The 22,902-nt window shown below is 57.5% G+C and carries 21 protein-coding genes; 15 read left to right on the top strand and 6 right to left on the bottom strand.

Going from position 1 to position 22,902, the window contains the following annotated elements; translation table 11 throughout:
- The first annotated feature begins 18 nt into the window (after positions 1 to 18).
- Genes GOV91_RS17945 through mdoH form a run of 3 tightly spaced genes read left to right on the top strand, consistent with a single transcriptional unit; the run spans position 19 to position 4,600 of the window.
- Positions 19 to 1,236, top strand: a complete 1,218-nt coding sequence (locus tag GOV91_RS17945) for an OpgC family protein (protein WP_171236504.1) — start codon at positions 19 to 21, stop codon at positions 1,234 to 1,236.
- Positions 1,233 to 2,732: a glucan biosynthesis protein gene (locus tag GOV91_RS17940; protein WP_171236503.1), complete on the top strand. Its 1,500-nt coding sequence runs from the start codon at positions 1,233 to 1,235 to the stop codon at positions 2,730 to 2,732. Before GOV91_RS17945 ends, GOV91_RS17940 begins: the two co-directional genes overlap by 4 nt.
- Positions 2,729 to 4,600 (top strand): glucans biosynthesis glucosyltransferase MdoH, encoded by a 1,872-nt coding sequence (mdoH, locus tag GOV91_RS17935; RefSeq protein ID WP_171236502.1) that lies wholly within the window; start codon positions 2,729 to 2,731, stop codon positions 4,598 to 4,600. The genes GOV91_RS17940 and mdoH overlap by 4 nt, the downstream gene beginning before the upstream one ends.
- Here the strand turns inward: mdoH and GOV91_RS17930 are convergent, their stop codons facing one another.
- Positions 4,601 to 5,425, bottom strand: coding sequence for a PHB depolymerase family esterase (locus GOV91_RS17930; protein ID WP_171236501.1), 825 nt, complete (start codon positions 5,423 to 5,425; stop codon positions 4,601 to 4,603). It abuts the gene before it with no gap.
- On the bottom strand, positions 5,422 to 5,895 hold the full coding sequence (locus tag GOV91_RS17925; RefSeq protein ID WP_171236500.1) for a rhodanese-like domain-containing protein: 474 nt from the start codon (positions 5,893 to 5,895) through the stop codon (positions 5,422 to 5,424). Before GOV91_RS17925 ends, GOV91_RS17930 begins: the two co-directional genes overlap by 4 nt.
- 222 nt (positions 5,896 to 6,117) lie before the next feature.
- Between GOV91_RS17925 and GOV91_RS17920 the strand changes: the two genes are divergently transcribed.
- From GOV91_RS17920 to selD, 7 genes are read left to right on the top strand one after another with little or no spacing between them, the layout of a single operon-like run.
- A complete protein-coding gene (locus GOV91_RS17920) occupies positions 6,118 to 8,988 on the top strand; it encodes a monovalent cation/H+ antiporter subunit A (RefSeq protein WP_171177522.1) in 2,871 nt (956 codons plus the stop codon).
- Positions 8,988 to 9,347 (top strand): Na+/H+ antiporter subunit C, encoded by a 360-nt coding sequence (locus tag GOV91_RS17915; protein ID WP_170751150.1) that lies wholly within the window; start codon positions 8,988 to 8,990, stop codon positions 9,345 to 9,347. Before GOV91_RS17920 ends, GOV91_RS17915 begins: the two co-directional genes overlap by 1 nt.
- Entirely contained in the window at positions 9,344 to 10,888 is a 1,545-nt protein-coding gene (locus GOV91_RS17910; protein WP_171236499.1) for a monovalent cation/H+ antiporter subunit D, read from the top strand. Before GOV91_RS17915 ends, GOV91_RS17910 begins: the two co-directional genes overlap by 4 nt.
- Positions 10,888 to 11,385, top strand: a complete 498-nt coding sequence (locus GOV91_RS17905; RefSeq protein WP_171236532.1) for a Na+/H+ antiporter subunit E — start codon at positions 10,888 to 10,890, stop codon at positions 11,383 to 11,385. The genes GOV91_RS17910 and GOV91_RS17905 overlap by 1 nt, the downstream gene beginning before the upstream one ends.
- Positions 11,382 to 11,651 (top strand): K+/H+ antiporter subunit F, encoded by a 270-nt coding sequence (locus tag GOV91_RS17900; protein WP_170459173.1) that lies wholly within the window; start codon positions 11,382 to 11,384, stop codon positions 11,649 to 11,651. Before GOV91_RS17905 ends, GOV91_RS17900 begins: the two co-directional genes overlap by 4 nt.
- A gap of 7 nt (positions 11,652 to 11,658) precedes the next feature.
- Complete coding sequence (locus tag GOV91_RS17895) at positions 11,659 to 12,045, top strand: Na+/H+ antiporter subunit G (RefSeq protein ID WP_171236498.1); 387 nt, start codon at positions 11,659 to 11,661, stop codon at positions 12,043 to 12,045.
- 5 nt (positions 12,046 to 12,050) lie between these two features.
- Entirely contained in the window at positions 12,051 to 14,210 is a 2,160-nt protein-coding gene (selD, locus tag GOV91_RS17890; RefSeq protein ID WP_171236497.1) for a selenide, water dikinase SelD, read from the top strand.
- On the opposite strand, the gene mnmH is transcribed toward selD, so the two are convergent.
- Positions 14,201 to 15,253, bottom strand: a complete 1,053-nt coding sequence (mnmH, locus tag GOV91_RS17885; RefSeq protein WP_171236496.1) for a tRNA 2-selenouridine(34) synthase MnmH — start codon at positions 15,251 to 15,253, stop codon at positions 14,201 to 14,203. The genes selD and mnmH overlap by 10 nt on opposite strands.
- Positions 15,254 to 15,300: 47 nt before the next feature.
- Entirely contained in the window at positions 15,301 to 15,966 is a 666-nt protein-coding gene (locus GOV91_RS17880) for an SOS response-associated peptidase (RefSeq protein ID WP_171236531.1), read from the bottom strand.
- 54 nt (positions 15,967 to 16,020) lie between these two features.
- Here GOV91_RS17880 and GOV91_RS17875 point away from each other — a divergent pair, with 54 nt between their 5' ends.
- Positions 16,021 to 17,673, top strand: coding sequence for a tetratricopeptide repeat-containing sulfotransferase family protein (locus GOV91_RS17875; RefSeq protein ID WP_171236495.1), 1,653 nt, complete (start codon positions 16,021 to 16,023; stop codon positions 17,671 to 17,673).
- A 63-nt stretch (positions 17,674 to 17,736) separates the two neighbouring features.
- Here GOV91_RS17875 and GOV91_RS17870 read toward each other — a convergent pair whose 3' ends face one another.
- A complete protein-coding gene (locus GOV91_RS17870) occupies positions 17,737 to 19,320 on the bottom strand; it encodes a bifunctional UDP-sugar hydrolase/5'-nucleotidase (RefSeq protein ID WP_171236494.1) in 1,584 nt (527 codons plus the stop codon).
- Positions 19,321 to 19,427: 107 nt separating this feature from the next.
- Between GOV91_RS17870 and GOV91_RS17865 the strand changes: the two genes are divergently transcribed.
- Genes GOV91_RS17865 through arsC form a run of 4 tightly spaced genes read left to right on the top strand, consistent with a single transcriptional unit; the run spans position 19,428 to position 21,587 of the window.
- A complete protein-coding gene (locus GOV91_RS17865; RefSeq protein WP_171236493.1) occupies positions 19,428 to 19,766 on the top strand; it encodes a DUF952 domain-containing protein in 339 nt (112 codons plus the stop codon).
- The gene (locus tag GOV91_RS17860; protein WP_171236492.1) at positions 19,763 to 20,194 is read left to right on the top strand and encodes a DUF1330 domain-containing protein; all 432 of its coding nucleotides are present in this window, start codon (positions 19,763 to 19,765) and stop codon (positions 20,192 to 20,194) included. The genes GOV91_RS17865 and GOV91_RS17860 overlap by 4 nt, the downstream gene beginning before the upstream one ends.
- On the top strand, positions 20,191 to 21,249 hold the full coding sequence (locus GOV91_RS17855; RefSeq protein ID WP_171236491.1) for a quinone-dependent dihydroorotate dehydrogenase: 1,059 nt from the start codon (positions 20,191 to 20,193) through the stop codon (positions 21,247 to 21,249). Before GOV91_RS17860 ends, GOV91_RS17855 begins: the two co-directional genes overlap by 4 nt.
- Positions 21,246 to 21,587: an arsenate reductase (glutaredoxin) gene (gene arsC / locus GOV91_RS17850; RefSeq protein WP_171236490.1), complete on the top strand. Its 342-nt coding sequence runs from the start codon at positions 21,246 to 21,248 to the stop codon at positions 21,585 to 21,587. The genes GOV91_RS17855 and arsC overlap by 4 nt, the downstream gene beginning before the upstream one ends.
- On the opposite strand, the gene GOV91_RS17845 is transcribed toward arsC, so the two are convergent.
- Positions 21,584 to 22,900 (bottom strand): MATE family efflux transporter, encoded by a 1,317-nt coding sequence (locus GOV91_RS17845; RefSeq protein WP_171236489.1) that lies wholly within the window; start codon positions 22,898 to 22,900, stop codon positions 21,584 to 21,586. The two genes, arsC and GOV91_RS17845, sit on opposite strands and share 4 nt — an antisense overlap.
- Positions 22,901 to 22,902: the final 2 nt, after the last annotated feature.

Below are 22,902 nucleotides of genomic sequence, written 5' to 3'. Positions count from 1 at the left end.
AAGAAGGACAGAAAACGTATGGCGACCATATCGCCCGCTTCTGATTTTGCATCTGCATCGGCCCCGGCCGCAGCTCCTGCCCGCACGCGTGATCCGCGATTGGATTTCTATCGCGGCATCGCGATGTTCATCATTCTGATTGCCCATATTCCCAACGATCCCTGGGCCAGGTGGATACCCGCGCGGTTCGGTTATTCAGACGCGACCGAGATCTTTGTGTTCTGTTCGGGCATGGCCTCGGCCATTGCTTTTGGCGGCGCATTTCTGCGTAAAGGTTGGTGGATGGGAACAGCGCGTGTCGCCTTCCGTATCTGGCAGGTCTACTGGGCGCATATCTGCCTGTTCTTCTTTGTAGCCATGACCATGGCCGCGCTAGATCAGACAGGGTGGTTTGAAAAGACCTATATCTCATCCCTCAACCTGCAGCATTTCTTCAACGATCCGGCCCCGCAGATGGTTGGAATTTTTACGCTGACTTATGTGCCAAACTACTTTGACATCCTGCCGATGTATCTGGTGGTCCTGGCGCTGATGCCGCTGTACATGGCGCTCTACCGTGTCAGTTTCTGGCTGATGGCGGCGGTTTGCGTGGCGATCTGGTTTATCGCTCAGACCGGTGCGCTGGCATTGCCGGCCGAACCGTGGTCAGACCGTCAGTGGTTCTTCAATCCATTTGGTTGGCAGCTGCTTTTCTTCACAGGGTTCGCTTTTATGCGCGGTTGGATTCCAGCCCCGCCGGTATCAAAGGCACTGATCTGGGCGGCAATCGCCTTTGTTGTCTTGTCGGCTCCATTCGGGTCGTGGAAGGTCTTTACCTGGATCAACACTGCCGCGCCCGAGCTTGGCGCTGTGATCCGCAAGGGCTGGCCCCTGACTGAAGAGCTGCGCGGCAAAACCGAATTTGGCCTTCTGCGCTATGTCCACTTTCTGTCACTGGCCTATCTGGGCTGGGTTGCAGCCGGCGAACATGGCCATCACCTGATCGCAACCGGCCACAGCATGGGCGCGCGTGTCTGGCAATTCCTGCTGGCAGTTATCACCAAGGTCGGTCAGCAATCCCTTGCCGTCTTTGTGTTTTCCATGGCCGCAGCCCGCTTGATCGGCGTGGCGCTAGACCAATCTGGGCGGGATGTTGCCAGTGTCTTTATCGCCAACATGATTGGCTTTGCGATGATCATCGGCGTGGCCTATCTGGCCGCGTGGTTCAAGTCACAACCCTGGAAGACAAAGAAATGAACTTTACCCGTCGCGCATTCCTCGTCTCGACGACCGCCTTGGCCTTTGCCCCGTCTGCCTATGCAACGGGCGGTGAGGTTCCGTTTGACCGCGACTATGTGATCAAAATGGCCCGCGACCTGGCCAGCCGCCCCTATGCAGAACGCGAGATGGTGCCGCAGGAATGGCAGGATCTGACCTATCAGCAGTACCGCTCGATCCGGTTCAGGCTGGATCGTGCTCTTTGGTACGAAACCGAAACGCCGTTCAACGTCGATTTCTTCACGCCAGGTCTCTATTTCCCGCGCACTGTCAAAGTTGAAACGGTTGAGAATGGAATGACCAAACCGGTCGCCTTCGATCTGGACATGTTCGACAAGTCCGAAGATGTGCCGCAACTGCCGATCGACGACACGCTTGGCTTTTCGGGCTTGCGCCTTCGGACCGAGATGCACCGCCCCGGCAAGACAGATGAATTCTGCGTCTGGCAGGGAGCCAGCTATTTCCGCGCTATTGGTCTGCACGAGGTTTACGGCCTGTCCGCGCGTGGTCTGGCGCTGAAAACCGGCGATCCGGATGGTGAGGAGTTCCCCGAATTCATCCGCTTCTGGCTGGAACGTCCCGCACCCGGCCAGCGTAATATGGTCGTCCACGCGCTGATGGACAGCCCCAGCGTGACCGGTGCCTATCGGTTCAACGTTACCGCAGGTGCAGACTGCATCATGGATGTCGAAGCTACGCTGTTCCCACGCGAAGATCTGTCTCATGTCGGTATCGCACCGGGAACGTCGATGTTCCTGTTCGATCAGACCAACCACAGCCGGTTCGACGATTTCCGCCCGGCGGTTCATGACAGCGACGGGCTGCTGATCCGCAATGGCGCAGGCGAAGTTCTGTGGCGGCCGCTAGCCAATCCGACCCGTCTGCAAATTTCGTCTTTTGTGGACACGAACCCACGTGGTTTCGGTCTGATGCAACGCAAGCGCGAGTTTTCGGATTACGCAGACCTTGAGGCCAACTATCACAAACGTCCTGGCCTGTGGGTCGAACCCAACCAGGATTGGGGCAAAGGCACCGTGACGCTGGTTGAAATCCCGGCAGATCAGGAAATCTATGACAACATCGTCGCCTATTGGCGCCCATCAGAGCCCTATGCGGCGGGCAGTCAAGTCGACCTGTCCTATCGCCTGATCTGGGGGGAAGAACCCCAACGCACTCCAATGCCGCGTGTCATCAACAGCGCGATGGGCGAAAATACCTTTGGTGAGGGTCGTCTGGCAGTCATCGACTTTGAAGACAGTGAACTGTTCGAGGACATCGACGCGATCTCGATCTTTGTTGGCTCGCCTCATGCCGAAACTTCTGAAGGTGTTCTGCAACGCAATCCCGATACCGGTGGCCTGCGTCTAGCCTTTTCTTTCCAGCCCGAAGATCGCAATCATGTCGAACTGCGCGCTCAGCTTCTGAAAGACAAACAGCCTGCCTCTGAGGTCTGGCTTTACCGTTGGACCACATGAGCCGCGATCTGCATATCATGCCGCCAGAAGCCCCTCTGGCGATGCCCGCGCAGAACTTCAGCGCGCGGTTCCGGGATGCGGATGCGCCTTCCGGCAAGCGCGGCTCGTCGGCTAGGTTCTGGCGTGCTTTGGCGTTTTCCCCGGCAATGGCGGCAACACTGGGTCTGCTCTGGGTGATGAGTGACTGGTTCAGCGCCGAGGGTATCAATCTGGTCGAAGCGATACTGCTGGCGCTGATCTCGTTCAATTTCTTCTGGATCTCGTTTACGGTTTGCACAGTGCTGTTGGGTATGGTGTCTCTGTCGCGGCAGGATCGCCCTCAGAAAAGCCACAGCGCGCAGCCGCTGCGTGTGGCCTTGCTGACCCCGGTTTACAACGAGGTGCCGTGGAACGTACTGGGCAACGCCCGCACCATGCTTGAAGATTTACAAACCCGTGGTGGGCGGCACCACTATGCCATGTTCATCCTTTCCGATACGCGGGACCCCGAGATAGCAGCGCAGGAACAGGCCAGTGTCGAGGCGTTGCGCACCACTTTGGCACCGGGGCTGGAGTTGTTCTATCGACGCCGTGAACAGAATACTGACCGAAAGGTAGGCAATATCGCCGATTGGGTGAGCCGCTGGGGTGCGGACTGGGATGCGATGCTGGTGTTGGATGCCGACAGCCTGATGACCGGACGCGCGATCTATCGTCTGACCGATGCGTTGGCGCGTGATCCCGGTGCGGGATTGATTCAAAGCTACCCGCAGCTCATTGGCGCGCAGTCAGTTTTTGCCCGGATGCAGCAATTCGCCAACGGTGTCTATGGTATCGCCTTTGCCGAAGGTCTGGCGCGCTGGTGCGGGCAAGAAGGCAACTATTGGGGCCACAACGCCATCATCCGCACCAAGGCTTTTGCCACAAGCGCTGGCCTGCCCAAGCTGCGTTCATTCAGCGGTCAGGACAAGCTGATCATGAGCCACGATTTTGTCGAGGCGGGATTGCTGCGCCGCGCGGGTTGGGCCGTGCGCTTTCTGCCGCGTATTCGCGGATCATACGAAGAAACACCACCCACCCTCATCGATCATGCCATGCGGGACCGCCGCTGGTGTCAGGGCAACCTGCAACACCTGAAACTGCTGGGGTCAACCGGGTTCCGCGCTGTGTCGCGCTTTCACATGTTCCATGGCGCCATCGGATATCTGATGTCACCCTTGTGGTTCGCACTGCTCTTGATGTGGGCGCTGATTGGTCAAGGTCAGGACGCATCCGTCCTACACTATTTCAGCCCTGACAATCCGCTGTTCCCCCAATGGCCCGAGATGTCGGAAACCCGTCATGTGCTGATTATTCTGGTCATGTACGCCATGCTGCTGGCCCCCAAAGTGCTGGGTGTTTTGGCTCTGCCACTCAGCGGTGTGCGCTATTCCGACTTTGGTGGTGCGCGCAAGTTTCTGACGTCGTTCCTGGCCGAGGTTCTACTTTCTATTCTGTACGCGCCTATTCTGATGGTGCAGCAGATGATTGCGGTCTTCCGCACGGCCTTTGGCATCCAACGCGGCTGGTCTCCGCAAGCCCGCGATGGCGGCAGCTATGGGCTCGGTACGTTGGTGCTGTGCCACGCATTGGAAACGATCAGTGGCATCGCGCTGAGCGTGGGTATCCTGTCCGGTCTGGTTTCGATCTGGTTGTCCCCGATTGCCATTAGCCTCGCGCTGGCCATACCGCTTTCGGCCCTCAGCGGTGTTTCGGCAAGCGCGGCCCGGAGAATGGTCGGAATGCGCGAAGACTTCAGCGAACCCGCCATCACTCGATCAGCCCGCCGTTATCGGGATGAGTTGAAGCGGTTGGTCGAAGGCAAAGGCAACATGACCCCGGCAGAATAATCAGCTGCCGGGTAACCCCTCGTACCAATCGACGATCATGTCTGCCCAACCGGCAGGAACATTGTGCCCCCCGGGAAACAGCGCGAATTCTAACGCGCTGCCTTCGGCGCAACCGGTCCAGCGGCGACGCATGAAGTCGTCCGTCACAGTGAAACTGCTTGGTTTGTGATCGACGCAGCCATTGGCTTCACGCCAGATTTCAAGCCCGGCAAAGATGTCGCCTTGTTGAAAGCGCCCACCGCCCAGCAATCGCCCTTCAAGCGGTACGACATTGTCTGTCCAACCGTGGGTGTGGAACATGCGGATCGGGCCTTCACACGTCTCAGGATGCGGACGCCAGAACCCTCCGGACACCGGTACGTAAGCGGAGAATGTATCCGGTGCGTCACAGGCCAGGTAGTTGACCATAAAGCCGCCTGCCGAAAATCCACCCAGCAGAACCCGATCAGGATCGACGCCAAACCGGTCTGCGGCATCTTGCATGACTTCGGTCAGAAAGGCGGTTTCGTCCCGATCACCAAAACCCGGATAAAAGTTCCAGCTTTTGGTGCCGCCACGGTCCGGTCGCTCCAAACCCTCAGGCGCCATAACCGCATAGCCACGCTTCAGCAGAGGTTCGACCATCGAGCGATTGCGCATCGTGCCCGATCCGCTGCCACCATAGCCGTGCAGGAACACCACCATCGGAGGGTTGTCCCCCTCGGGCAACTCAAGATGATACGCGCCCATCGGTGTTTCGCAAACCGCGTCCTGCCCAGCGCATCCGGCCCAAGCGGCCTGCCCGGCGGCGGCAATGAGTGCCGCCAGACTAAGTGTTCGTATCATCCTGCATCCTCGTTAAACTTTCGAACCGGCAGCCCGGCCCTGACCCAACCCGGGCCTGCGGCCGAGCCCAGCATACCCTCGGGCACGTCAATGATCTGGGTAAAACCCGCTGCAATAAGTTGGTTGCTCAAACGCGCTGAGCGCACCCCCCGCGCACATATGAGCGCCACTGGCGTATCCAGCCTCCCGCCGGTCATCTGCTGCAAGGTCTCAACGAAGTCTTCGCGCCGCATATCAAGCGGCGATGCACCTTCGGCAATGCCCGATGCGCGCCATTCCCGCGGAGTTCGTATGTCGACCAACAGTATTTTTCCTTCGCGGGCCTGTTCATGCGCCATTTCAACGCTGATCCGCCCGCCGCCGTGATCTTCTGGGATCAAACGATATTCCCGGATCGCAAAGCCCGCGGCGATCGCGACACCACCGCCGATCAACACCCACCTTCGGGTTCGGTTCACTTTTTCGATCACCGATAGCCTCCTGTTCGATGCCCATTCATCTAGCACATTTGGGTGGAAACGGATGCCTTTAAACCCATGCACAGGATCAAGATTGCGTCATTTTTTCACAGGGCTACCCTACAGTTAAATGTTTCGCTAGTTATCAGTTAAGAAGTTACAAAATCTGGACAGTCTAGAAAATATCTTTACAAAATAGGCTTCATCCTGACCGCTCAGACCGGAGTATCGCACTTGTCCCTATTCCTTATCGCGGCCCTTCCTTTCCTTGGTGCTGTATTCCCTGCTCTGCTGATCCGTGCGGGCAGAAACGCGGCAGCATCCGCTGCGGCGTTAACCACATTTCTGGCCTTAATGGGTCTGCTGATCCACATCCCATCTGTCATGCGCGGAGACGTCGTGACCGCCCGCTTCGATTGGATTCCAGGGCTTGGCCTGAACGCCAACTTCATGCTGGACGGGTTGGGCTTTCTGTTCGCACTACTGATATTGGGTATCGGTCTGCTGATCATCCTTTACGCGCGGTTCTACCTGTCGCGCGAAGATCCGATGGGGCAGTTCTACACTTATCTGCTGTTGTTTCAGGGTGCTATGGTCGGGATTGTTCTGTCAGACAACATCCTGCTTTTGCTTATTTTCTGGGAACTTACATCGCTCAGCTCGTTCCTGCTGATCGGTTATTGGAAGCACCTGCCCGAAGGCCGTCAAGGTGCGCGGATGGCGCTGGCCGTCACCGGAGGCGGCGGGTTGGCAATGATCGCCGGGATGCTGATCCTGGGAAACATCGTGGGCTCATATGACCTGAGTGTCATTCTACAGAACAAAGAGCTGATCCAAGCTTCGCCCTACTACCTTCCCGCACTGATCCTGATCCTGCTGGGCGCTTTCACCAAATCGGCGCAGTTCCCTTTCCATTTCTGGCTACCGCACGCGATGGCGGCACCGACACCCGTATCTGCTTATCTGCACTCGGCCACCATGGTGAAGGCCGGTCTGTTCCTAATGGCGCGGATGTGGCCGGTTTTGGCCGGGACGGATGCGTGGTTCTATATCGTGGCCACTACCGGTCTGGTGACGATGTTGCTGGGCGCGGTGATTGCGCTGTTCAAGGATGACCTGAAAGCGCTGCTGGCGTTTTCGACTGTGTCGCATCTGGGCCTGATCACCATGTTGCTGGGTTTCGGCACGAAATTCGCAGCCGTGGCAGCGGTGTTCCACATCATCAACCACGCGACCTTCAAGGCAGCGCTGTTTATGACAGCTGGGATTGTCGATCATGAGACCGGAACACGCGACGTCAAGCGGTTGGGCGGTTTGCGTCATTTGATGCCGATCACCTTCACAATCGGCACCATCGCCGCGCTTTCAATGGCTGGTTTGCCACCCCTGAACGGCTTCTTGTCGAAAGAGATGATGCTGGAAGAAACCGTGCACACCACATGGCTGAACTCAGCCTATCTGGTGCCGGGCCTGGCCTTGCTCGCATCTCTGTTTTCCGCAGCTTATTCCTTCCGTTTCGTGAGCCACGTGTTCCTTGGCCCGCAGCGCGACGATTACCCTGCACATCCGCATGATCCGCCGGTTGGGCTTTGGATTGCCCCCGCTTTCCTTGTCGTGCTGGTCGTTCTGATCGGTCTCTATTCAGCCGCCATTGTCGGTCCGTTGGTCGCCGTGGTGTCCAGCGCTGTGATCGGTGGGGAAAAGCTGCCATACTATTCGCTTAAACTGTGGCACGGCTTTGTGCCCGCGCTGTACATGTCGATCGTAGCAACGCTGGGCGGTCTGTTCCTGCTGTCGATGCACAAACGCGGAGAGCAGCTTTGGAATGCCCTACCTCGCCCTGAAGCCAAGGTGATATTCGAAACCATCATCCACGCCTTCACGCGCCTCAGCCAATGGGTTACGGATGAGCTGCACAACGGTGTCCTCAGCCGTTATGCGATCATCTTCATCGCCTTTACGGTCGGGCTGGGCTACTACGCCTATTCGACCGGTACCATTGGGGTTGAAACCCGCGTTCCACTGCCTGCGCAAATCATCCCGATCGTCGGCTGGCTCTGTCTGGTCGGCGCGACGCTGGGCATCATGTGGTTCCACCGCAACCGCCTGCTCTCGCTTGTTCTGATTGGCGTTGTGGGCCTGATCGTGTCAGTCGCCTTCAACTATCTATCCGCGCCGGACTTGGCGCTGACGCAAATCTCGGTTGAAGTTGTAACCATGATCCTGCTTCTGCTGTCGCTGAACTTTCTGCCCACGGAAACGCCGTGGGACAGTTCAGCCGCACGGCGGTGGCGAGACGCTGCGATTTCTGTCGTCGCGGGCATCGGGACCGGCGCACTGATCTACGCGATCATGCTGCGGGATTTCGCGTTCCCAACGATCTCGGACTTCCATTTGGCGAACTCCTACAAAGGTGGTGGCGGCACGAACGTCGTGAACGTCATTCTGGTCGACTTCCGGGGCTTTGATACCTTTGGCGAGATCATCGTACTGGGCATCGCGGCGCTGATCATCTTTGCCCTGACCGAAGCGGTTCTGGGTACAAATGTGCGCGGCTATTTGCTGAACCGCAAACCGCACTGGCCTCAATCTGGGGACTCACATCCGCTGATGATGGTTGTGGTCACTCGCGTCATGATGCCAATCGCATTGATGGTGGGCGCCTACATCTTCTTCCGCGGACATAACCAACCCGGGGGTGGCTTCATCGCGGGCTTGATTGTCGCGATTGCGTTCCTGATGCAGTACATGGCCAGCGGTTACACCTGGGCCATCGAACGGCAAAGGTTCTACTATCACGGAACTATCGGCTGGGGCGTGCTGATAGCTGCGGCGACCGGATTGGGGGCCTGGTTCAACGAACGCCCCTTCCTGACCAGCGATTTTGGCTACATCAACTGGCCGCCGCTGGAAGAGTTCGAGTGGGCCACGGCCATGCTGTTTGACGTGGGCGTCTTTCTCGCCGTTCTTGGGGCGGTGATGCTCGCGCTGGACAGCCTGTCACGCTTTGCCTGGCGGCCGGGCATGGCGCAGGAATTCCCAATGGATATCAACCCGCTGCGGGATTCCTCTGAAGATGAAGACAAAGAGAAGGAGCAGGCCTGATGGAAGCGCTCGTAGCCTCTGCCGTAGGCATTATGACCGCCGCCGGGATTTTCCTGATCCTGCGTCGTCGGACATTCCCGGTCATTCTGGGCCTGTCACTCATCACCTATGCTGTGAACGTGTTCTTGTTTGCCACCGGGCGACTCGCGCTGAATGCGCCTGCCGTTCTGAACAAATACGAAGACGTGCCCTATACCGACCCGCTGCCACAGGCGCTGGTGCTGACGGCCATCGTGATTTCTTTTGGAATGACAGCCGTAATCGTGATGATCGCGCTCTCGGCTTATTTGTCCTCGAAGGATGACCATATCGACATGAGCCCACAGGACAGCGTAGACGCGCCGGGAGAAGACGCATGAACCACTGGATCGTTGCGCCGATCGTCCTTCCCGCGATCCTGGCCCCGTTTATCATCATGGTCCTGCGCTATCATCTGGACCTGCAGCGTATCTTCTCGGTCTCGGGCGTTATTGCCCTGCTTGGCATAGCGCTGACCATTACCGCGCAAGCTTCGGGCGGTGAAATTCTGGTCTACGAGCTTGGCAACTGGCCAGCGCCATTTGGCATCGTCATGGTGCTGGACAGGCTGTCGGCCATGATGGTTCTGCTAACGGCACTGCTGGCCCTGCCGATTGTGCTTTATGCCATCGCGTCGGGCTGGGATGAGCGCGGCAAACATTTCCACGCGCTGTTCCATTTCCAGCTTATGGGCGTCTGCGGAGCTTTCCTGACAGGCGATGCGTTCAACCTGTTCGTTTTCTTCGAGGTCCTTCTAATCGCCTCTTACGGTTTGATGACCCATGGAGGCGGTTCGGTCCGGTTGAAATCCGGCGTGCAATATGTTGCGTACAACCTCTTGGGTTCGACCCTGTTCCTGTTTGCCTTGGGGACAATCTATGGCGTCACCGGTACGCTGAACATGGCAGACATCGCTGTGCGCGTTGCCGAAATCCCCGCCGAGGACACCGCCCTTTTGCGGGTTGGCGCGGTGCTTCTGCTTTTGGTGTTCTGTATCAAGGCCGCCGTTTTGCCGCTGCATTTCTGGCTTCCAGCCAGCTACGCCAATGCGCCATTACCCGTGGCTGCCCTATTTGCCATCATGACCAAAGTTGGTGCTTACTCGATCATTCGCATGTATACGCTGGCCTTCGGACCCGAGGTCGAAGCGACGCAAGGTTTGGTGGGCGATTGGCTGCAACCCGCAGCGCTTGTGACTTTGGCCGTTGGGGCCATCGGAATTTTGGGATCGCAACACATAGCTCGCATGGTTGCGTTTTGCGCCATCGCCTCGATGGGGACCTTGCTGATCGCGATCTCACAATTCACGCCGGATGCGACGGCTGCAGCACTCTACTATGTGTTCCACTCGACCTTGGCGACTGCGCTGTTGTTCCTTGTTGCTGATCTGGTGATGGAGCGTCGCGGCGGGGCAATTGCACCAACAGCGCCCATACCGCAAAGCGGCCTGATCTCGGCCCTGTTCTTTGTCGGGGCCATCGCGATGGCAGGTATGCCGCCGCTTTCAGGCTTCATCGGCAAACTGCTGGTGCTGGACGCGTCTCGCGATGCATCGGACGCAACTACGGTCTGGGCTGTTATTCTGATCGGGTCTTTTGTCACCATTGTTGGGCTGGCGCGCGCGGGCACATTGATCTTCTGGAAAAGCCACGACACGCAGGTGGTTACCGTAGAAGACCCTGTCGATGGTGAAGAGGTACCCGCACCGGTTGCCCCGGAACCGCAACCGGGCCTCGCTATCACAGCTGTGTTTGGGTTGGTAGCAGGTTTGATCCTGCTGACCCTGTTTGCGGGCCCAGCCCTTGAATACACAAGCAAAGCGGCGGGTCAGTTGTTTGCGCCTGAAAACTACATCTCTGCCGTATTGGGAGGGGAAGAATGATGAAACTGCTTCGCCGGATTTTTCCGCACCCTCATCTGACTTTCTTGCTGACATTCGTCTGGGTTTTGCTGGCCAATAACGGATCGTTGAATTCGTTGGTTTTTGGCCTGATCCTGGGGATCATCATCCCTTTCATCACGCAGCCCTATTGGCCGGATCGCCCCAAACTGCGTAATTGGCGGATGGTGGCAGAGTATATGCTGGTCGTGCTTTGGGACATTGTGGTTGCAAACGTGACCGTTGCCCGGATCATCCTGTTCAAGCGGGATGCCGACCGCCAACCCAACTGGATCTGCGTTCCGCTGGAGCTGCGCACCCCCGAGGCGATTACCGTGCTGGCCGGAACAATCACCATGACCCCTGGCACGGTCAGCTGCGATCTGTCTGCACAAGGGCATAACCTGCTGGTCCATTGCCTTGACGCCCCCAACCCCGAAGAGGTGCGCGATCAGATCAAACAGCGCTATGAACGCCGCCTGAAGGAGATTTTCGAATGATCGAATACGCCATCTACTTCGCCTTCGCCTGTTTTGGCGCCGCAATCATGATGTGCCTGTGGCGGATCATCACCGCTGACGGCGTCGGCACGCGCGTTCTGGCGCTGGATACGATGGTGATCAACACCATTGCCCTGATGATCCTTTATGGTCTGGATCAAGGTACCGAGATCTTTTTCGAGGCCGCCATGATCATTGCCATGCTGGGTTTTGTTTCAACCGTGGCCTATGCGCGTTTCATGCTGCGCGGCAACATCATCGAGTGAGAGCGACATGACATTTCTCGTCGAATTGCTGATCGCCGCCTTCCTGATCATATCAGGTATCTTCGGATTTGTCGGCTCGTTTGGGATGATCAAACTGAAAGATCCAATGTCGCGCCTGCACGCGCCGACCAAGGCGACAACGTTGGGAGTGGGCGGTGTGCTTCTGGCTTCGATTGCGCATTCGGTGCTGCTGGAGGGTAAACTGTCCATGCACGAGCTGCTGATCACGCTGTTTCTGTTCCTGACCGCTCCGATCACGGCCCTGTTCATTGCCAAATGGCACATTCACCGTCATGAAAAACCCCAAGGTCTGCCGGATGCCGGTGAGGATGAGCTTTGGGCCACCCACGCGGTCGAGCAGGTCGAAGACGTCCCGGACCATAGCGCGAACTAATTCCTATGCATTCACCTCCGCTGCCCCTGACCCGCGATTTGGTTCTTGTTGGCGGAGGTCACACCCACGCGCTGCTTTTGCGAAAATGGGGGATGACTCCTCTTGCAGGTGCGCGGGTCACTGTAATAAATCCAGGCCCTACTGCTCCTTATTCCGGTATGTTGCCGGGATATGTCGCCGGGCACTACGACCGATGGGAATTGGACATCGATCTGGTAAAACTGGCGCGCTTTGCAGATGCGCGGGTCATACTGGGTGCCGTCGAAGGGATCGATACTGATAGCCATCAGGTGCATGTTTCCGGGCACCCGCCAGTCGGGTTCGATGTGGCTTCGGTCAATGTTGGGATCACCTCGGACATGCCCGCTCTGCCGGGCTTTGCCGAACATGCCATTCCAGCCAAACCTCTGGGCCGATTTGCCGCGCGATGGGCTGACTATCTGAGTCATGATGGCCCTGCGTCTGTCGCGGTGATCGGCGGGGGCGTTGCCGGGGCCGAATTGGTCATGGCCATGGCCCACGCTCTCAAAGCAAAGGGGCGCGCTGCGCGGATCACGCTGATCGACAATGCCTCAATCCTGGCGGCTACCAAACCCAAGGCGGAGGCCACGATCCGTCGCGCCATGCAGGATCTGGGTGTGGAAGTCATCGAAAACGCAGTGATTACCCGGATCGCCGCTGATCACGTCGAACTGCAGGACGGCCGCGCTATCCCCGCCCATTTCGTCACCGGAGCTGCCGGGGCGCGCCCTTATGACTGGATCGCACATACAGGGCTGGATCTGCATGACGGGTACATCCGGGTGAACGGCTATCTTCAATCCAGCGATCCTGCTGTCTTTGCCGCCGGAGATTGCGCTTATCTGTCGGACAATCCGCGCCCCAAGGCAGGCGTTTACGCGGTGCGCGAAGCACCCGTTCTTTTCGACAATCTGCGTGCTGCACTAGGTGCGGGACGGATGCGCAGATATGTCCCGCAGAAGGATTACCTCAAACTGATTTCGTTGGGCGGCAAATCCGCGTTGGGTGAGCGTTTAGGTACATCCTTGAGCGGCCCGATCATGTGGAAATGGAAGAACCACATCGACCAAACTTTCATGAACAGGTTTCGAGACCTGCCGCAAATGAAGCTTTCTGCATTGCCACACGACCGGGCCTTCGGGCTGGATGAGGCGCTTGGGGAAAAACCCATGTGCGGAGGATGCGGCGCCAAGGTCGGGCGCGATGCGTTGCAGACAGCACTGAAATCCCAGCCCGCACCTGACCGTTCAGACATCATCCCCCTGCCCGGAGACGATGCAGCCTTGCTACAAACAGGTGGCGTTCAGCAGGTCATGACATCAGATCACCTGCGGGCTTTCACCAATGATCCCGTCCTGATGGCGCGTATCGCTGCTGTTCACGCTTTAGGGGATATCTGGGCCATGGGGGCTGCACCTCAGGCCGCAACTGCGACGATCATCCTTCCTCGTATGTCTGCCAGTCTTCAGGGCCGCACCATGTCAGAAATCATGGCAGTGGCAGGCGACGTGATGAGAGAGGCCGGGGCTGAGATCGTGGGTGGCCACAGTTCCATGGGCGATGAGATGACCATCGGCTTTACCATAACCGGCCTGTGTGAAACGCCGCCCATCACTTTGTCGGGCGGGCAACCGGGAGACCGTTTGATCCTGACCAAGCCCTTGGGCAGCGGCGTTCTGATGGCTGCCGAAATGGCCGGTCTGGCAGATGGAGCCTGGGTCGCGGCCGCTTATCAGCACATGACCCAATCGCAAGGGAAAGCATCAAGAATACTGGCCAAGGCCCATGCGATGACCGACGTGACCGGGTTTGGTTTAGCCGGGCACCTGCACGGTATCTGCGACGCGTCAAACTGTGGTGCAGTACTTGATCTGAACGCGGTCGAGGTAATGGACGGCGCGTTGACTTTGACAGATCAGGGCGTGCGCTCGACCATCTTTGCCGACAACCGGGTGATTGCCATGGACCTGCCCGCCGAAGGCAAAGCCGCTTTGCTGTTTGATCCTCAGACGGCTGGTGGTTTGCTTGCCGCTGTCGATCCGTCAGTGGCCGATGCCCTGATCAAGGATTTGAAGGCCGCGGGTTATCCGGCTGTGATCATAGGCGAATTGACTGAAACACCGGGCCTGCGGCTTCAAAGTTGATCCAGCAGGCTTTCGATTTGGGACGCGGCCGCTGAAAGGCCGCCGTCGTCCAAGGACGCAATGTCGAGATTGGCCAGCACCTCAACCGACCGGGATTGCCGTGATTTGGTGTAGGCCGGGTCGTAGTGCTGTTCCATCAACGCCTGTGTCAGCGCGTGTTTTTCACCCGCATCGATCAGGCACATCCACCCGTCGACGACCTCGTGACCGCGATGAAAACGCAGCGGGGACAACCGATCCCGCAAACGATCACTGTCGGACAGGATATCGTCATAGGCCCTCACCAGATAAGCGGTCCGCGCTTCAATCGGCGCTGTGATTTGCACCCTGGGGGCCGCACACAACGCCGTCCAAAGGCTGGGCGGCAGGATCAGACTGCCGATTTTCGAAGACTCCGCCTCGACTACAACAGGACGCGCTGGATCTATTGCGCACAGCGCGCTGGACAATGCCGATTCAAACGCCTTTTGCGCAGGCTGTCCACCTGGCCTTTCCCCCAGCAAAGATCCCCTGTGATTGGCCAATGCCTCAAGGTCCAGAACCTGTACGCCGCGCCTTTGCAACAGAGCCAACAGATCCGTCTTGGCCGTTCCGGTATAGCCATCCAAGGCGATCAATCGATGCGGCAGAGGATCGTCGTACAAATACGCATTCACCAACCGGCGATAGGTGCGATAGCCGCCTTCGACCACATCAGCGCGCCAACCGATTTGCTGCAACATCCAGGTGAACGATCCGGAACGCTGGCCACCGCGCCAGCAATAGACCAAGGGGCGCCAACTGCCCTCGTGTTGGCTGAGGTGCTGTTCGATGTGATTGGCTGCATTGCGGAACACAAGCGCCGCCCCAAGTTTCCGTGCCAGAAAGGGGCTTTCCTGCACATAGATGGTCCCGACGCGCGCCCGTTCCTCATTATTCAGAACCGGCAAGTTGATCGCATCCTGCAAATGATCCTCGGCATACTCAGCCGGGCTGCGCACGTCGATAACCGTGTCAAAACCATGCGCATAAAGTTGGGACAGATCGGGGAATTTCAAAGCCATACCAGAGGTCTAGCTTGCTGTGTTTCGAAAGGAAAGGCCACGCGCCCTCACCCGCCAAAAGGTTCAATCAGTTCAGGTCCGCTGGCCCGGTTCGAATTTACCGCCGGGTCGACGCGGTGAAAGGTCAGCACATCCTCGGCCCCCGGCTGCATCAATCGCGCGGCCCCTTTTCCCGCCTCGCCCAGCCATAATGGCCAATCTTCAGGCTCAAGGATCAAGGGCATCCGATGGTGTATGCCCTTGAGGCATTCATTTGCACCTGTCGTCACGATCGCACAGGTGCCCTGTCGGCTTTCCTGAGGGCCCCAGTCCTGCCAAACCCCAGCAAAGGCAATCGGTGCCCCATCCTTGCGCTGGATGTACCACGGCAAGCGGGTTCCCTGTTCGGTCTTGGTCCATTCATAGAACCCCGTAGCCACGATCAAACAACGGCGCGATCGGCAAGCGTCGCGAAAGGCTGGTTTGTCAGCCAAAGTCTCTGACCGGGCGTTGATCAACAATGGTCCGGCTGTTTCGGATTTGCACCAATGTGGCAAAAACCCCCAACGCAGCGCATCTAAATGACGACCGGTCTCGCCACTGCGCACCACATGTACCTGATTTGTCGGGCAAACATTGTAATTTGGAACGGCAGGTAATGAGTTTGCAGGCCGTGCAGAAAACAGCTGCGCCATGGCGTCATTGGGAAGAGTTATTGCAAACCGTCCGCACATAGGTAATGAACCATCGATATATTCTTGATACAGGCGCAGGATCTTTCGGGTCACATGAAAAACCAAACCGCTCAAACCCTCAAGAGCAAAGCAATTTCCCTTTTGGAAACAGGCAAACTGCAACAGGCCTTGAAGAAAGCCCAGTTTGGGGTCAAGAAATTCCCCAAGGACTCGGATTTTCATGCAATCGCCGGTTTTGTTCTGACAGAGCTGAAGCAGTACAAGAAATCCATACCCCACTTTTTGGAAGCCTCGCGCAAGAAACCCGATGATCCGCAATTTGCCGAAAACCTGGCAAATGCCCTGATGCAAACGGGACAAATCACGCGCGCACTGACATATGCCGAACAAAAGGTTGAACAGTTTCCCAACAACAAAGAGCTTCGCCGGGTTATTGACGAGATTCAACGCGAAGGCCGAAACTGGCGTTCGATTGTCGAGTTCACAACGCATAGCCTTGCTTCGGACCCTGACAACCCGGAACTTCTTGCAAAAAGGGCGCGGGCTTATCTTCAGATGGGCTTTGTCGAGGAAAGCACGCGTGACATAGAACGCGCTTATGACTTGGCACCGGAAAACATCATGGTCGCTTTCCAAAAGTCGCTCAATCTGCATCATTCTGGCGACAAGGAAATGGCGTTCAGTATCTTAAACGACATCCTGAACACTCAACCCCATCACGCAAATGCTCTGCTGCAAGCGGCCACAATGGCGTCAAAAGAGAACGTGCCGCAATTGATGTCTGCGGTCGAGGCTGCGGCGGCTGAAAAAGATGAACCCCTGCAAGAGCTAGAATTTGCCAAGGCGCATCTTGTCCAAAAAACCGACGGTATCGCCGCGGCTTTGCCCCAGTTTGCAAAAGCAAATGCCGTACAGCACGATGCGGTGCCTTATGACTTTGCAGCGGAAGAAGAAAAGCTGCACAAGATCATCGAGCTGTTCCCTGAAGGGGCATCATCCTTTGAAGGTATTCCGTCCGATGCGCCACTGCCGATTTTTGTGATTGGACAGCCGCGATCCGGCACGACCCTGATGGAAATGATGCTGAGTTCGGCCCCCGACATCGCCGGGTGCGGTGAGTTGATGTTGATCCCGGAACTGACAAACAAGTTCCACGCAACCGACAAGGTGTTTGACGCGGAAGCCGCAAAAGACATCGCGCGCTCGTATCGGGAAAACATGCCGAACATACCGGAAAACTCGATTGGGTTTGTCGATAAGCTGCCGCACAATTACCAGCGCGTTGGGTTTATTCTGGCCGCCTTCCCCAACGCCAAGATTGTCAACATGCTGCGCGATCCCAGAGACGTCGGTTTGTCGAAATGGATCAGACGTTTTCCCGCAGGCGGCATGAACTACGCCTCAAGTCTGGACGCCATTGCACATTCCGCCAATCTCTATCGCCGCTATATGGCGCACTGGGACACGGTGTTCGAAGGTCAGATCCTAACTTTGCCCTACGAAGAGTTGGTGGCAGATCCAAAAGCCCACAGCCAGCGCGTGGCTGAGTTTTGCGGGGTAGACTGGCACGAGTCGATGGTACACCCCGAGAAAAACACAAAACAGGTTCGCACGGCCAGTGTGGATCAAGTGCGAAGCAAGATCTCGACCAAGTCAATTGGCGGCTGGCGCGAAGTGGCCGATCACATAACGCCAATGCTGGACGGATTTGACCCGGAACTCTGGCCGGAATACGATTTCAGCTGACACGCAGCGAAACAAAAAAAGCCGCATCACCTGGATGCGGCTTTTTTGTTTCAGACGGCAGATTTACTTCTGCTTGATACGCCCATCCAGATAAGGCTGATACGGCGCGTTTTCCGCCAGATATTCAGCTGTGACATCGGCCAGATCGGGGCCGAAATCATAGGCATTCTTGTCGTCGCCTTCGAACATCGAGTACCCGTCGCCGCCGTTGCGCACATAGTTATTGGTCACAACGAGGTAGGTCTTGTTCGGGTCAATCGGAACAAACCCATCACCTTCGGCCACCATGACCTCACTGATGCGGCCTTCGTTCGGGGCCACGCTTGGGTCCCAAGTGTAGCTCAGGCCCGCGACTTGCGGGAAGCGGCCTTTTACTTCTTCAACTTGGCTAACACCATTCTCCAGCGCATCAATGACGGTTTGACCGGTGATCTCAAAAGTGGACAACGTGTTCTGGAACGGCAGCACAGTCAGAACTTCACCCATGGTCACGTCGCCCTCATCGATCGAAGCGCGCAGGCCACCTGAATTGGCGATCGCAATCTGCGCACCCTGATCGGCGACACGGGCCAGCATCGCGTCGGCCACAAGGTTGCCCATTTCGCATTCCTGTACCCGACAGACCGACCTGTCGCCCTGAATCGCGGCGGCCGAGCTTGCAACAACGCGTTGCTTCATCTCTTCAATTGGCGCGCCCATTTCGGCCACGCGGGCCGCGATGCCTTCGTCAGGTGTGACTGAGGCGTCCAGCAGTATGGGCTCTCCTTCTGCGGCGATCAGATTGCCATCGTCATCAAAGGTCAGTGTGATTTCGCCCAGGTATTTGGAATAGGCATACGCCTGAACAACCGGCACATCGCCGACCATCGTCGGGTATGCCCCGGCGGCGCCTTCCTGTGTATTTGACAAAAGCGTGTGCGAATGGCCACCGACCACAAGGTCAAGCCCCGGCACCTGTTCTGCAATTTCCAGATCCTTGGCCAGTCCCACATGGTTCAACGCGATGATGATATTGACGCCTTCATCCTGCAAAGCGGCCACATCCGCTTTCAGGCTTTCGATCTCGTCCTGAAACACGACATCTTTGCCGGGGCTTGACGTTTCGACCGTATCCGTAGCCAACGCCGAGATGATGCCCACTTTCTGTCCGCCGACATCAAGCACCACATGGTTTTCAACCTTGCCCTTCAGCTCGGCCGACGATGACAGGTCCAGATTGCCTGAAATCACCGGAAAGCTGACCGTTTCAATAAACGACGCCAACCCTTCCGGGCCGTCGTCAAATTCGTGGTTGCCCACGGCCATGACGTCATAGCCGATCGCTTCCATAAATTCGGCTTCTGCTGAACCTTTGTAGGTGGTGTAGAACAGCGATCCCTGGAACGGGTCCCCGGCGTCCAGCAGCAGAACATTCTGATCCGCCAGCGCATCACGGCGGGAATCAACGATCGTCTTGAGGCGCGCAACCCCGCCAAAACACTTACCTTCTGCTTCATCCTCAGCATCGCAGGTCGAGTCGTATTTGTTTATCGACTCGATGCGGCTATGAATGTCGTTGGTGTGCAGAATGGTTAGCTTGTATTCGGCCGCTGCCACGCCGGCAGTCAGGCCAAGAATTGCTGTAGACGCCAGAAATCGGGTCAACATACTGAATCTCCCTGTTTATATTTTCAGAGATCGTGCGCCTATGACGCCCAAGAGTCAAAGAGGAAATCCAGCTTGATTCCAAGCGCTGCGCGGGGCATCAGATCGATATGCTGATTTACAAAATTTTCCGGGCCGATGAATGGGCCGCCTTGCAGGACAAGGGCGCAACAGATGGCGCACCGATCGACTTGGCTGACGGGTTTGTTCATTTTTCAACTGCAGAGCAAGCCGCAGAAACAGCGGCAAAACACTTTGCTGGCGTGGACGGTCTGACATTGCTGGCCTGCAATGCTGATGCCATGGGCGAAGATCTGAAATGGGAAGTATCGCGCGGCGGTGCCCTGTTCCCGCATCTCTATCGCCAGATCCGGCTTAGCGACGTTGTCTGGTCACGCCCCCTGCCGTTTGACGGTGCTGTTCACCAGTTCCCCGAGGATATGGAATGACGTCCTTTATCGACCCGCAACGGGATCAGTTCGAGGCATTTAAGGCTCTGGACCGGAACCAGCCAATTGAAATGCTCAATCTGGTGAAATTCAGGGCCACAGCGCAGTATCCTGCTGCGCATGAATTGGCGGGCGCGGGGCTGACCGGGGCACAAGCCTATCAGAAATACGGCGCTGAAACTGCGCCGATTGTTGCACGTATCGGGGCAAGCATTTTGTGGCGTGGGGTGTTTGAAACAACTCTCATTGGGCCGTCGGATGAAACATGGGATGCCGTCTTTATCGCACGCTATCCGACAGCACACGCGTTCCTTGAAATGGTGACAGACCCGGTGTACCGGGCGGCGGTGATCCATCGTCAGGCTGCGGTCGAAACCTCGCGCCTGATCCGGTGCGGATCAGGGGAAAGCGGAAAGGCCTTCGGATGAAACTGATTGAAAAACTGGGGCTGAACGCTCTGCACCGCATGGACCCCGAAGCTGCTCATGGCATGTCGATCAAGGCGCTGAAATCCGGTCTAACGCCCGCGCCGGGGCCTGTGACAACACCGCGCCTGAAAACCAACTTGGCGGGTGTGGATCTGCCAAATCCGGTCGGCCTGGCCGCTGGTTTCGACAAGAACGGTGAGGTCCTCGCACCTCTGTCGCGCGCCGGGTTTGGCTTTATCGAGGTGGGCGCAGTCACGCCCCGTCCGCAGCTAGGAAACCCCAAACCACGCCTGTTTCGCCTGACCGAAGACAAGGCAGCCATCAACCGCTTTGGTTTCAACAACGAAGGCATGGAGGTGATGGCCAAACGGCTGGCAGAGCGCCCCAAAGATGCTGTGATCGGTCTGAACCTTGGGGCCAATAAAGACAGCGAAGACCGAGCAGGTGATTTTGCGAAAGTTCTGGCACATTGCGCGGCACATCTGGATTTCGCCACCGTAAACGTATCCTCGCCGAACACGGAAAAACTGCGCGATTTGCAGGGCAAGGCCGCGCTGACCGCGCTGTTGAATGGTGTGATCGAAACACGCGATGCACTGCCCCGCCCGCTTCCGATCTTTCTGAAAATTGCGCCTGATCTGACCGAGCCTGAGTTGCAGGACATTGCTGAGGTTGCTCGCGAAACCCGCGTGGATGCGGTGATCGCCACCAACACCACCCTGTCGCGTGACGGGTTGCGTAGCGCGCATAAAGGTGAAGCCGGAGGATTGTCTGGCGCGCCTTTGTTCGAAAAATCCACCCGCGTGCTGGCAAAGCTGAGCCAGTTGACCGGTGGAGAAATCCCGCTGATCGGCGTCGGCGGCATAAGCAACGCAGAACAGGCTTACGCCAAGATCTGCGCCGGGGCGTCTGCTGTACAGTTCTATACCGCCATGGTTTACGGTGGGATCTCACTTGCTGCTGATATCGCGCATGGGCTGGATCAATTGCTGGCGCGTGATGGCTATGACAGCGTTGCCCAGGCCGTGGGCAGCAAACGAGAGGATTGGCTGTGATCGAATACTGGCATAACCCCCGCTGTTCCAAATCCCGCGCCGGACTGGCGCTTTTGGAAGAAAAGGGTGCGCAGATCACATTGCGAAAATACCTTGAAGATGTGCCCTCGGCCGATGCGTTGCGGGCCGCTCAGAAAGCACTGGGACTGCCTGTAATTGACATGGTGCGTACCGGCGAAAAACGGTTCAAGGAATTGGGGCTGACAAAAACCGCATCGGATGACGAGCTGATCCGCGCCATGGGCGAGAACCCCATTCTGATCGAACGGCCTCTGGCCATTGCCGGTGACAAAGCTGCCGTCGGGCGTCCGCCGGAGAACCTGTTGGCCTTGCTTTAGGCCACTTGCGCTTCAAGCTTGGGATAGCGCCAGCCCATCGTCACACCCCGCGCGATGTTCAGAACCATCAGCGCGGCCCAAAGGCCGTGATTGCCAAAGCTCGGCACCAGAACGAACAGAGCGACCACATAGATCGCTACGGATTGAATCATCGCGTTGCGCATGGCCCGGGTCCAAGTGGCACCAATGTAGATGCCATCAAACATCCAACTGGCCACACCGACAACTGGCGCTAACGCCGCCCAAAACAAGTAGTCACGGCTGGCTAAGCGCACTTCGGGCGAGGTTGACATCAGGTCGATCAAAACCGGGCCTGCCAAAAAGAAAACAACACTCAGTAAAACGGCCCCACCAAGCCCCCATTGCGACGCCATGATACTGGCGCGCCGCAGTTGATATCGGTCCCGCGCACCAACCGCACTGCCGACCAACGCCTCGGCTGAAAAGGCGAACCCGTCCAGGGCAAAGGCTGTGATCTCAAGGAATTGCAGCAGAACCTGATTGGCGGCCAGGTTCACGTCGCCCAGATCCGCGCCCACGAAAAGGAAGGTCGTAAACGAGCCCGTCAAAAGGACCGATCGGATCATGATGTCACCGTTGACCTGCATCATTCGGCGTAGGCGCGCAGCATCGAAAATCCTGGCCCGGTCGCGCCAAATCTTGCCCTCGAATCCGTCGCGACACAGCCACAGGCCCAGCGCCAAACCGGTCCACTCGGCGATCAGGGTGGCCACAGCGACGCCCTCCACGCCCCACCCCAGCCCCAGAACAAACCACAGGTCCAGAACGATATTCAGCCCGTTCATCCAGATTTGCAGAACGAAAACGCCACGCGTCCGTTCAACCGCGATCAGCCATCCGGTCACGGCATACAAAGCAATGGTGGCCGGAGCACCCCAAATACGAATCTCGAGATAGGTGCGCGTCAGTGCCTCAACCTCGGGGCTGGCAGGTGACAGGGCAAATGCCCCGGCAAAGACCGCTGCTTGCGCAAGAACAAAGAACACACCGGCCGCTGCACCCAACATCAAGCCCCGGATCAGCAAAGCACGGGTTTCCACCACGTCACCTGCCCCGCGCGCTTGGGCAGCCAAACCGGTCGTGCCCATGCGTAAAAAACCGAATATCCAATAGATCGAGGCCAGAATGACCGCGCCCACGCCAACGGCACCAATCGGTGCGGCCTGCCCCATTTGCCCCACAACGCCCGTATCGACCGCGCCAAGAATGGGCACGGTTGCGTTCGACAGAACAATCGGGACTGCGATCTTCAGCACCCGCCTATGCGTGATGGGCGCCGAGGCGTCCTGCATGG

This window comes from Ruegeria sp. HKCCA6837 (assembly GCF_013034475.1).
Classification (GTDB): Bacteria; Pseudomonadota; Alphaproteobacteria; order Rhodobacterales; family Rhodobacteraceae; genus Ruegeria.
The sequence above is the reverse complement of the archived record's forward strand: the minus strand, read 5'-3'. Positions and strand labels throughout refer to the sequence as shown.

Bases quoted from the DNA above. Each gene is read 5' to 3' on its own strand.
- mnmH (WP_171236496.1), bottom strand. From the start codon at position 15,253: ATGGCTTTGAAATTCCCCGATCTGTCCCAACTTTATGCGCATGGTTTT.
- mdoH (WP_171236502.1), top strand. From the start codon at position 2,729: ATGAGCCGCGATCTGCATATCATGCCGCCAGAAGCCCCTCTGGCGATG.
- GOV91_RS17930 (WP_171236501.1), bottom strand. From the start codon at position 5,425: ATGATACGAACACTTAGTCTGGCGGCACTCATTGCCGCCGCCGGGCAG.
- selD (WP_171236497.1), top strand. From the start codon at position 12,051: ATGCATTCACCTCCGCTGCCCCTGACCCGCGATTTGGTTCTTGTTGGC.
- GOV91_RS17855 (WP_171236491.1), top strand. From the start codon at position 20,191: ATGAAACTGATTGAAAAACTGGGGCTGAACGCTCTGCACCGCATGGAC.
- GOV91_RS17845 (WP_171236489.1), bottom strand. From the start codon at position 22,900: ATGCAGGACGCCTCGGCGCCCATCACGCATAGGCGGGTGCTGAAGATC.
- GOV91_RS17875 (WP_171236495.1), top strand. From the start codon at position 16,021: ATGAAAAACCAAACCGCTCAAACCCTCAAGAGCAAAGCAATTTCCCTT.
- GOV91_RS17880 (WP_171236531.1), bottom strand. From the start codon at position 15,966: ATGTGCGGACGGTTTGCAATAACTCTTCCCAATGACGCCATGGCGCAG.
- GOV91_RS17915 (WP_170751150.1), top strand. From the start codon at position 8,988: ATGGAAGCGCTCGTAGCCTCTGCCGTAGGCATTATGACCGCCGCCGGG.
- GOV91_RS17865 (WP_171236493.1), top strand. From the start codon at position 19,428: ATGCTGATTTACAAAATTTTCCGGGCCGATGAATGGGCCGCCTTGCAG.
- GOV91_RS17895 (WP_171236498.1), top strand. From the start codon at position 11,659: ATGACATTTCTCGTCGAATTGCTGATCGCCGCCTTCCTGATCATATCA.
- GOV91_RS17945 (WP_171236504.1), top strand. From the start codon at position 19: ATGGCGACCATATCGCCCGCTTCTGATTTTGCATCTGCATCGGCCCCG.
- GOV91_RS17940 (WP_171236503.1), top strand. From the start codon at position 1,233: ATGAACTTTACCCGTCGCGCATTCCTCGTCTCGACGACCGCCTTGGCC.
- GOV91_RS17860 (WP_171236492.1), top strand. From the start codon at position 19,763: ATGACGTCCTTTATCGACCCGCAACGGGATCAGTTCGAGGCATTTAAG.
- GOV91_RS17870 (WP_171236494.1), bottom strand. From the start codon at position 19,320: ATGTTGACCCGATTTCTGGCGTCTACAGCAATTCTTGGCCTGACTGCC.
- GOV91_RS17900 (WP_170459173.1), top strand. From the start codon at position 11,382: ATGATCGAATACGCCATCTACTTCGCCTTCGCCTGTTTTGGCGCCGCA.
- GOV91_RS17905 (WP_171236532.1), top strand. From the start codon at position 10,888: ATGAAACTGCTTCGCCGGATTTTTCCGCACCCTCATCTGACTTTCTTG.
- GOV91_RS17910 (WP_171236499.1), top strand. From the start codon at position 9,344: ATGAACCACTGGATCGTTGCGCCGATCGTCCTTCCCGCGATCCTGGCC.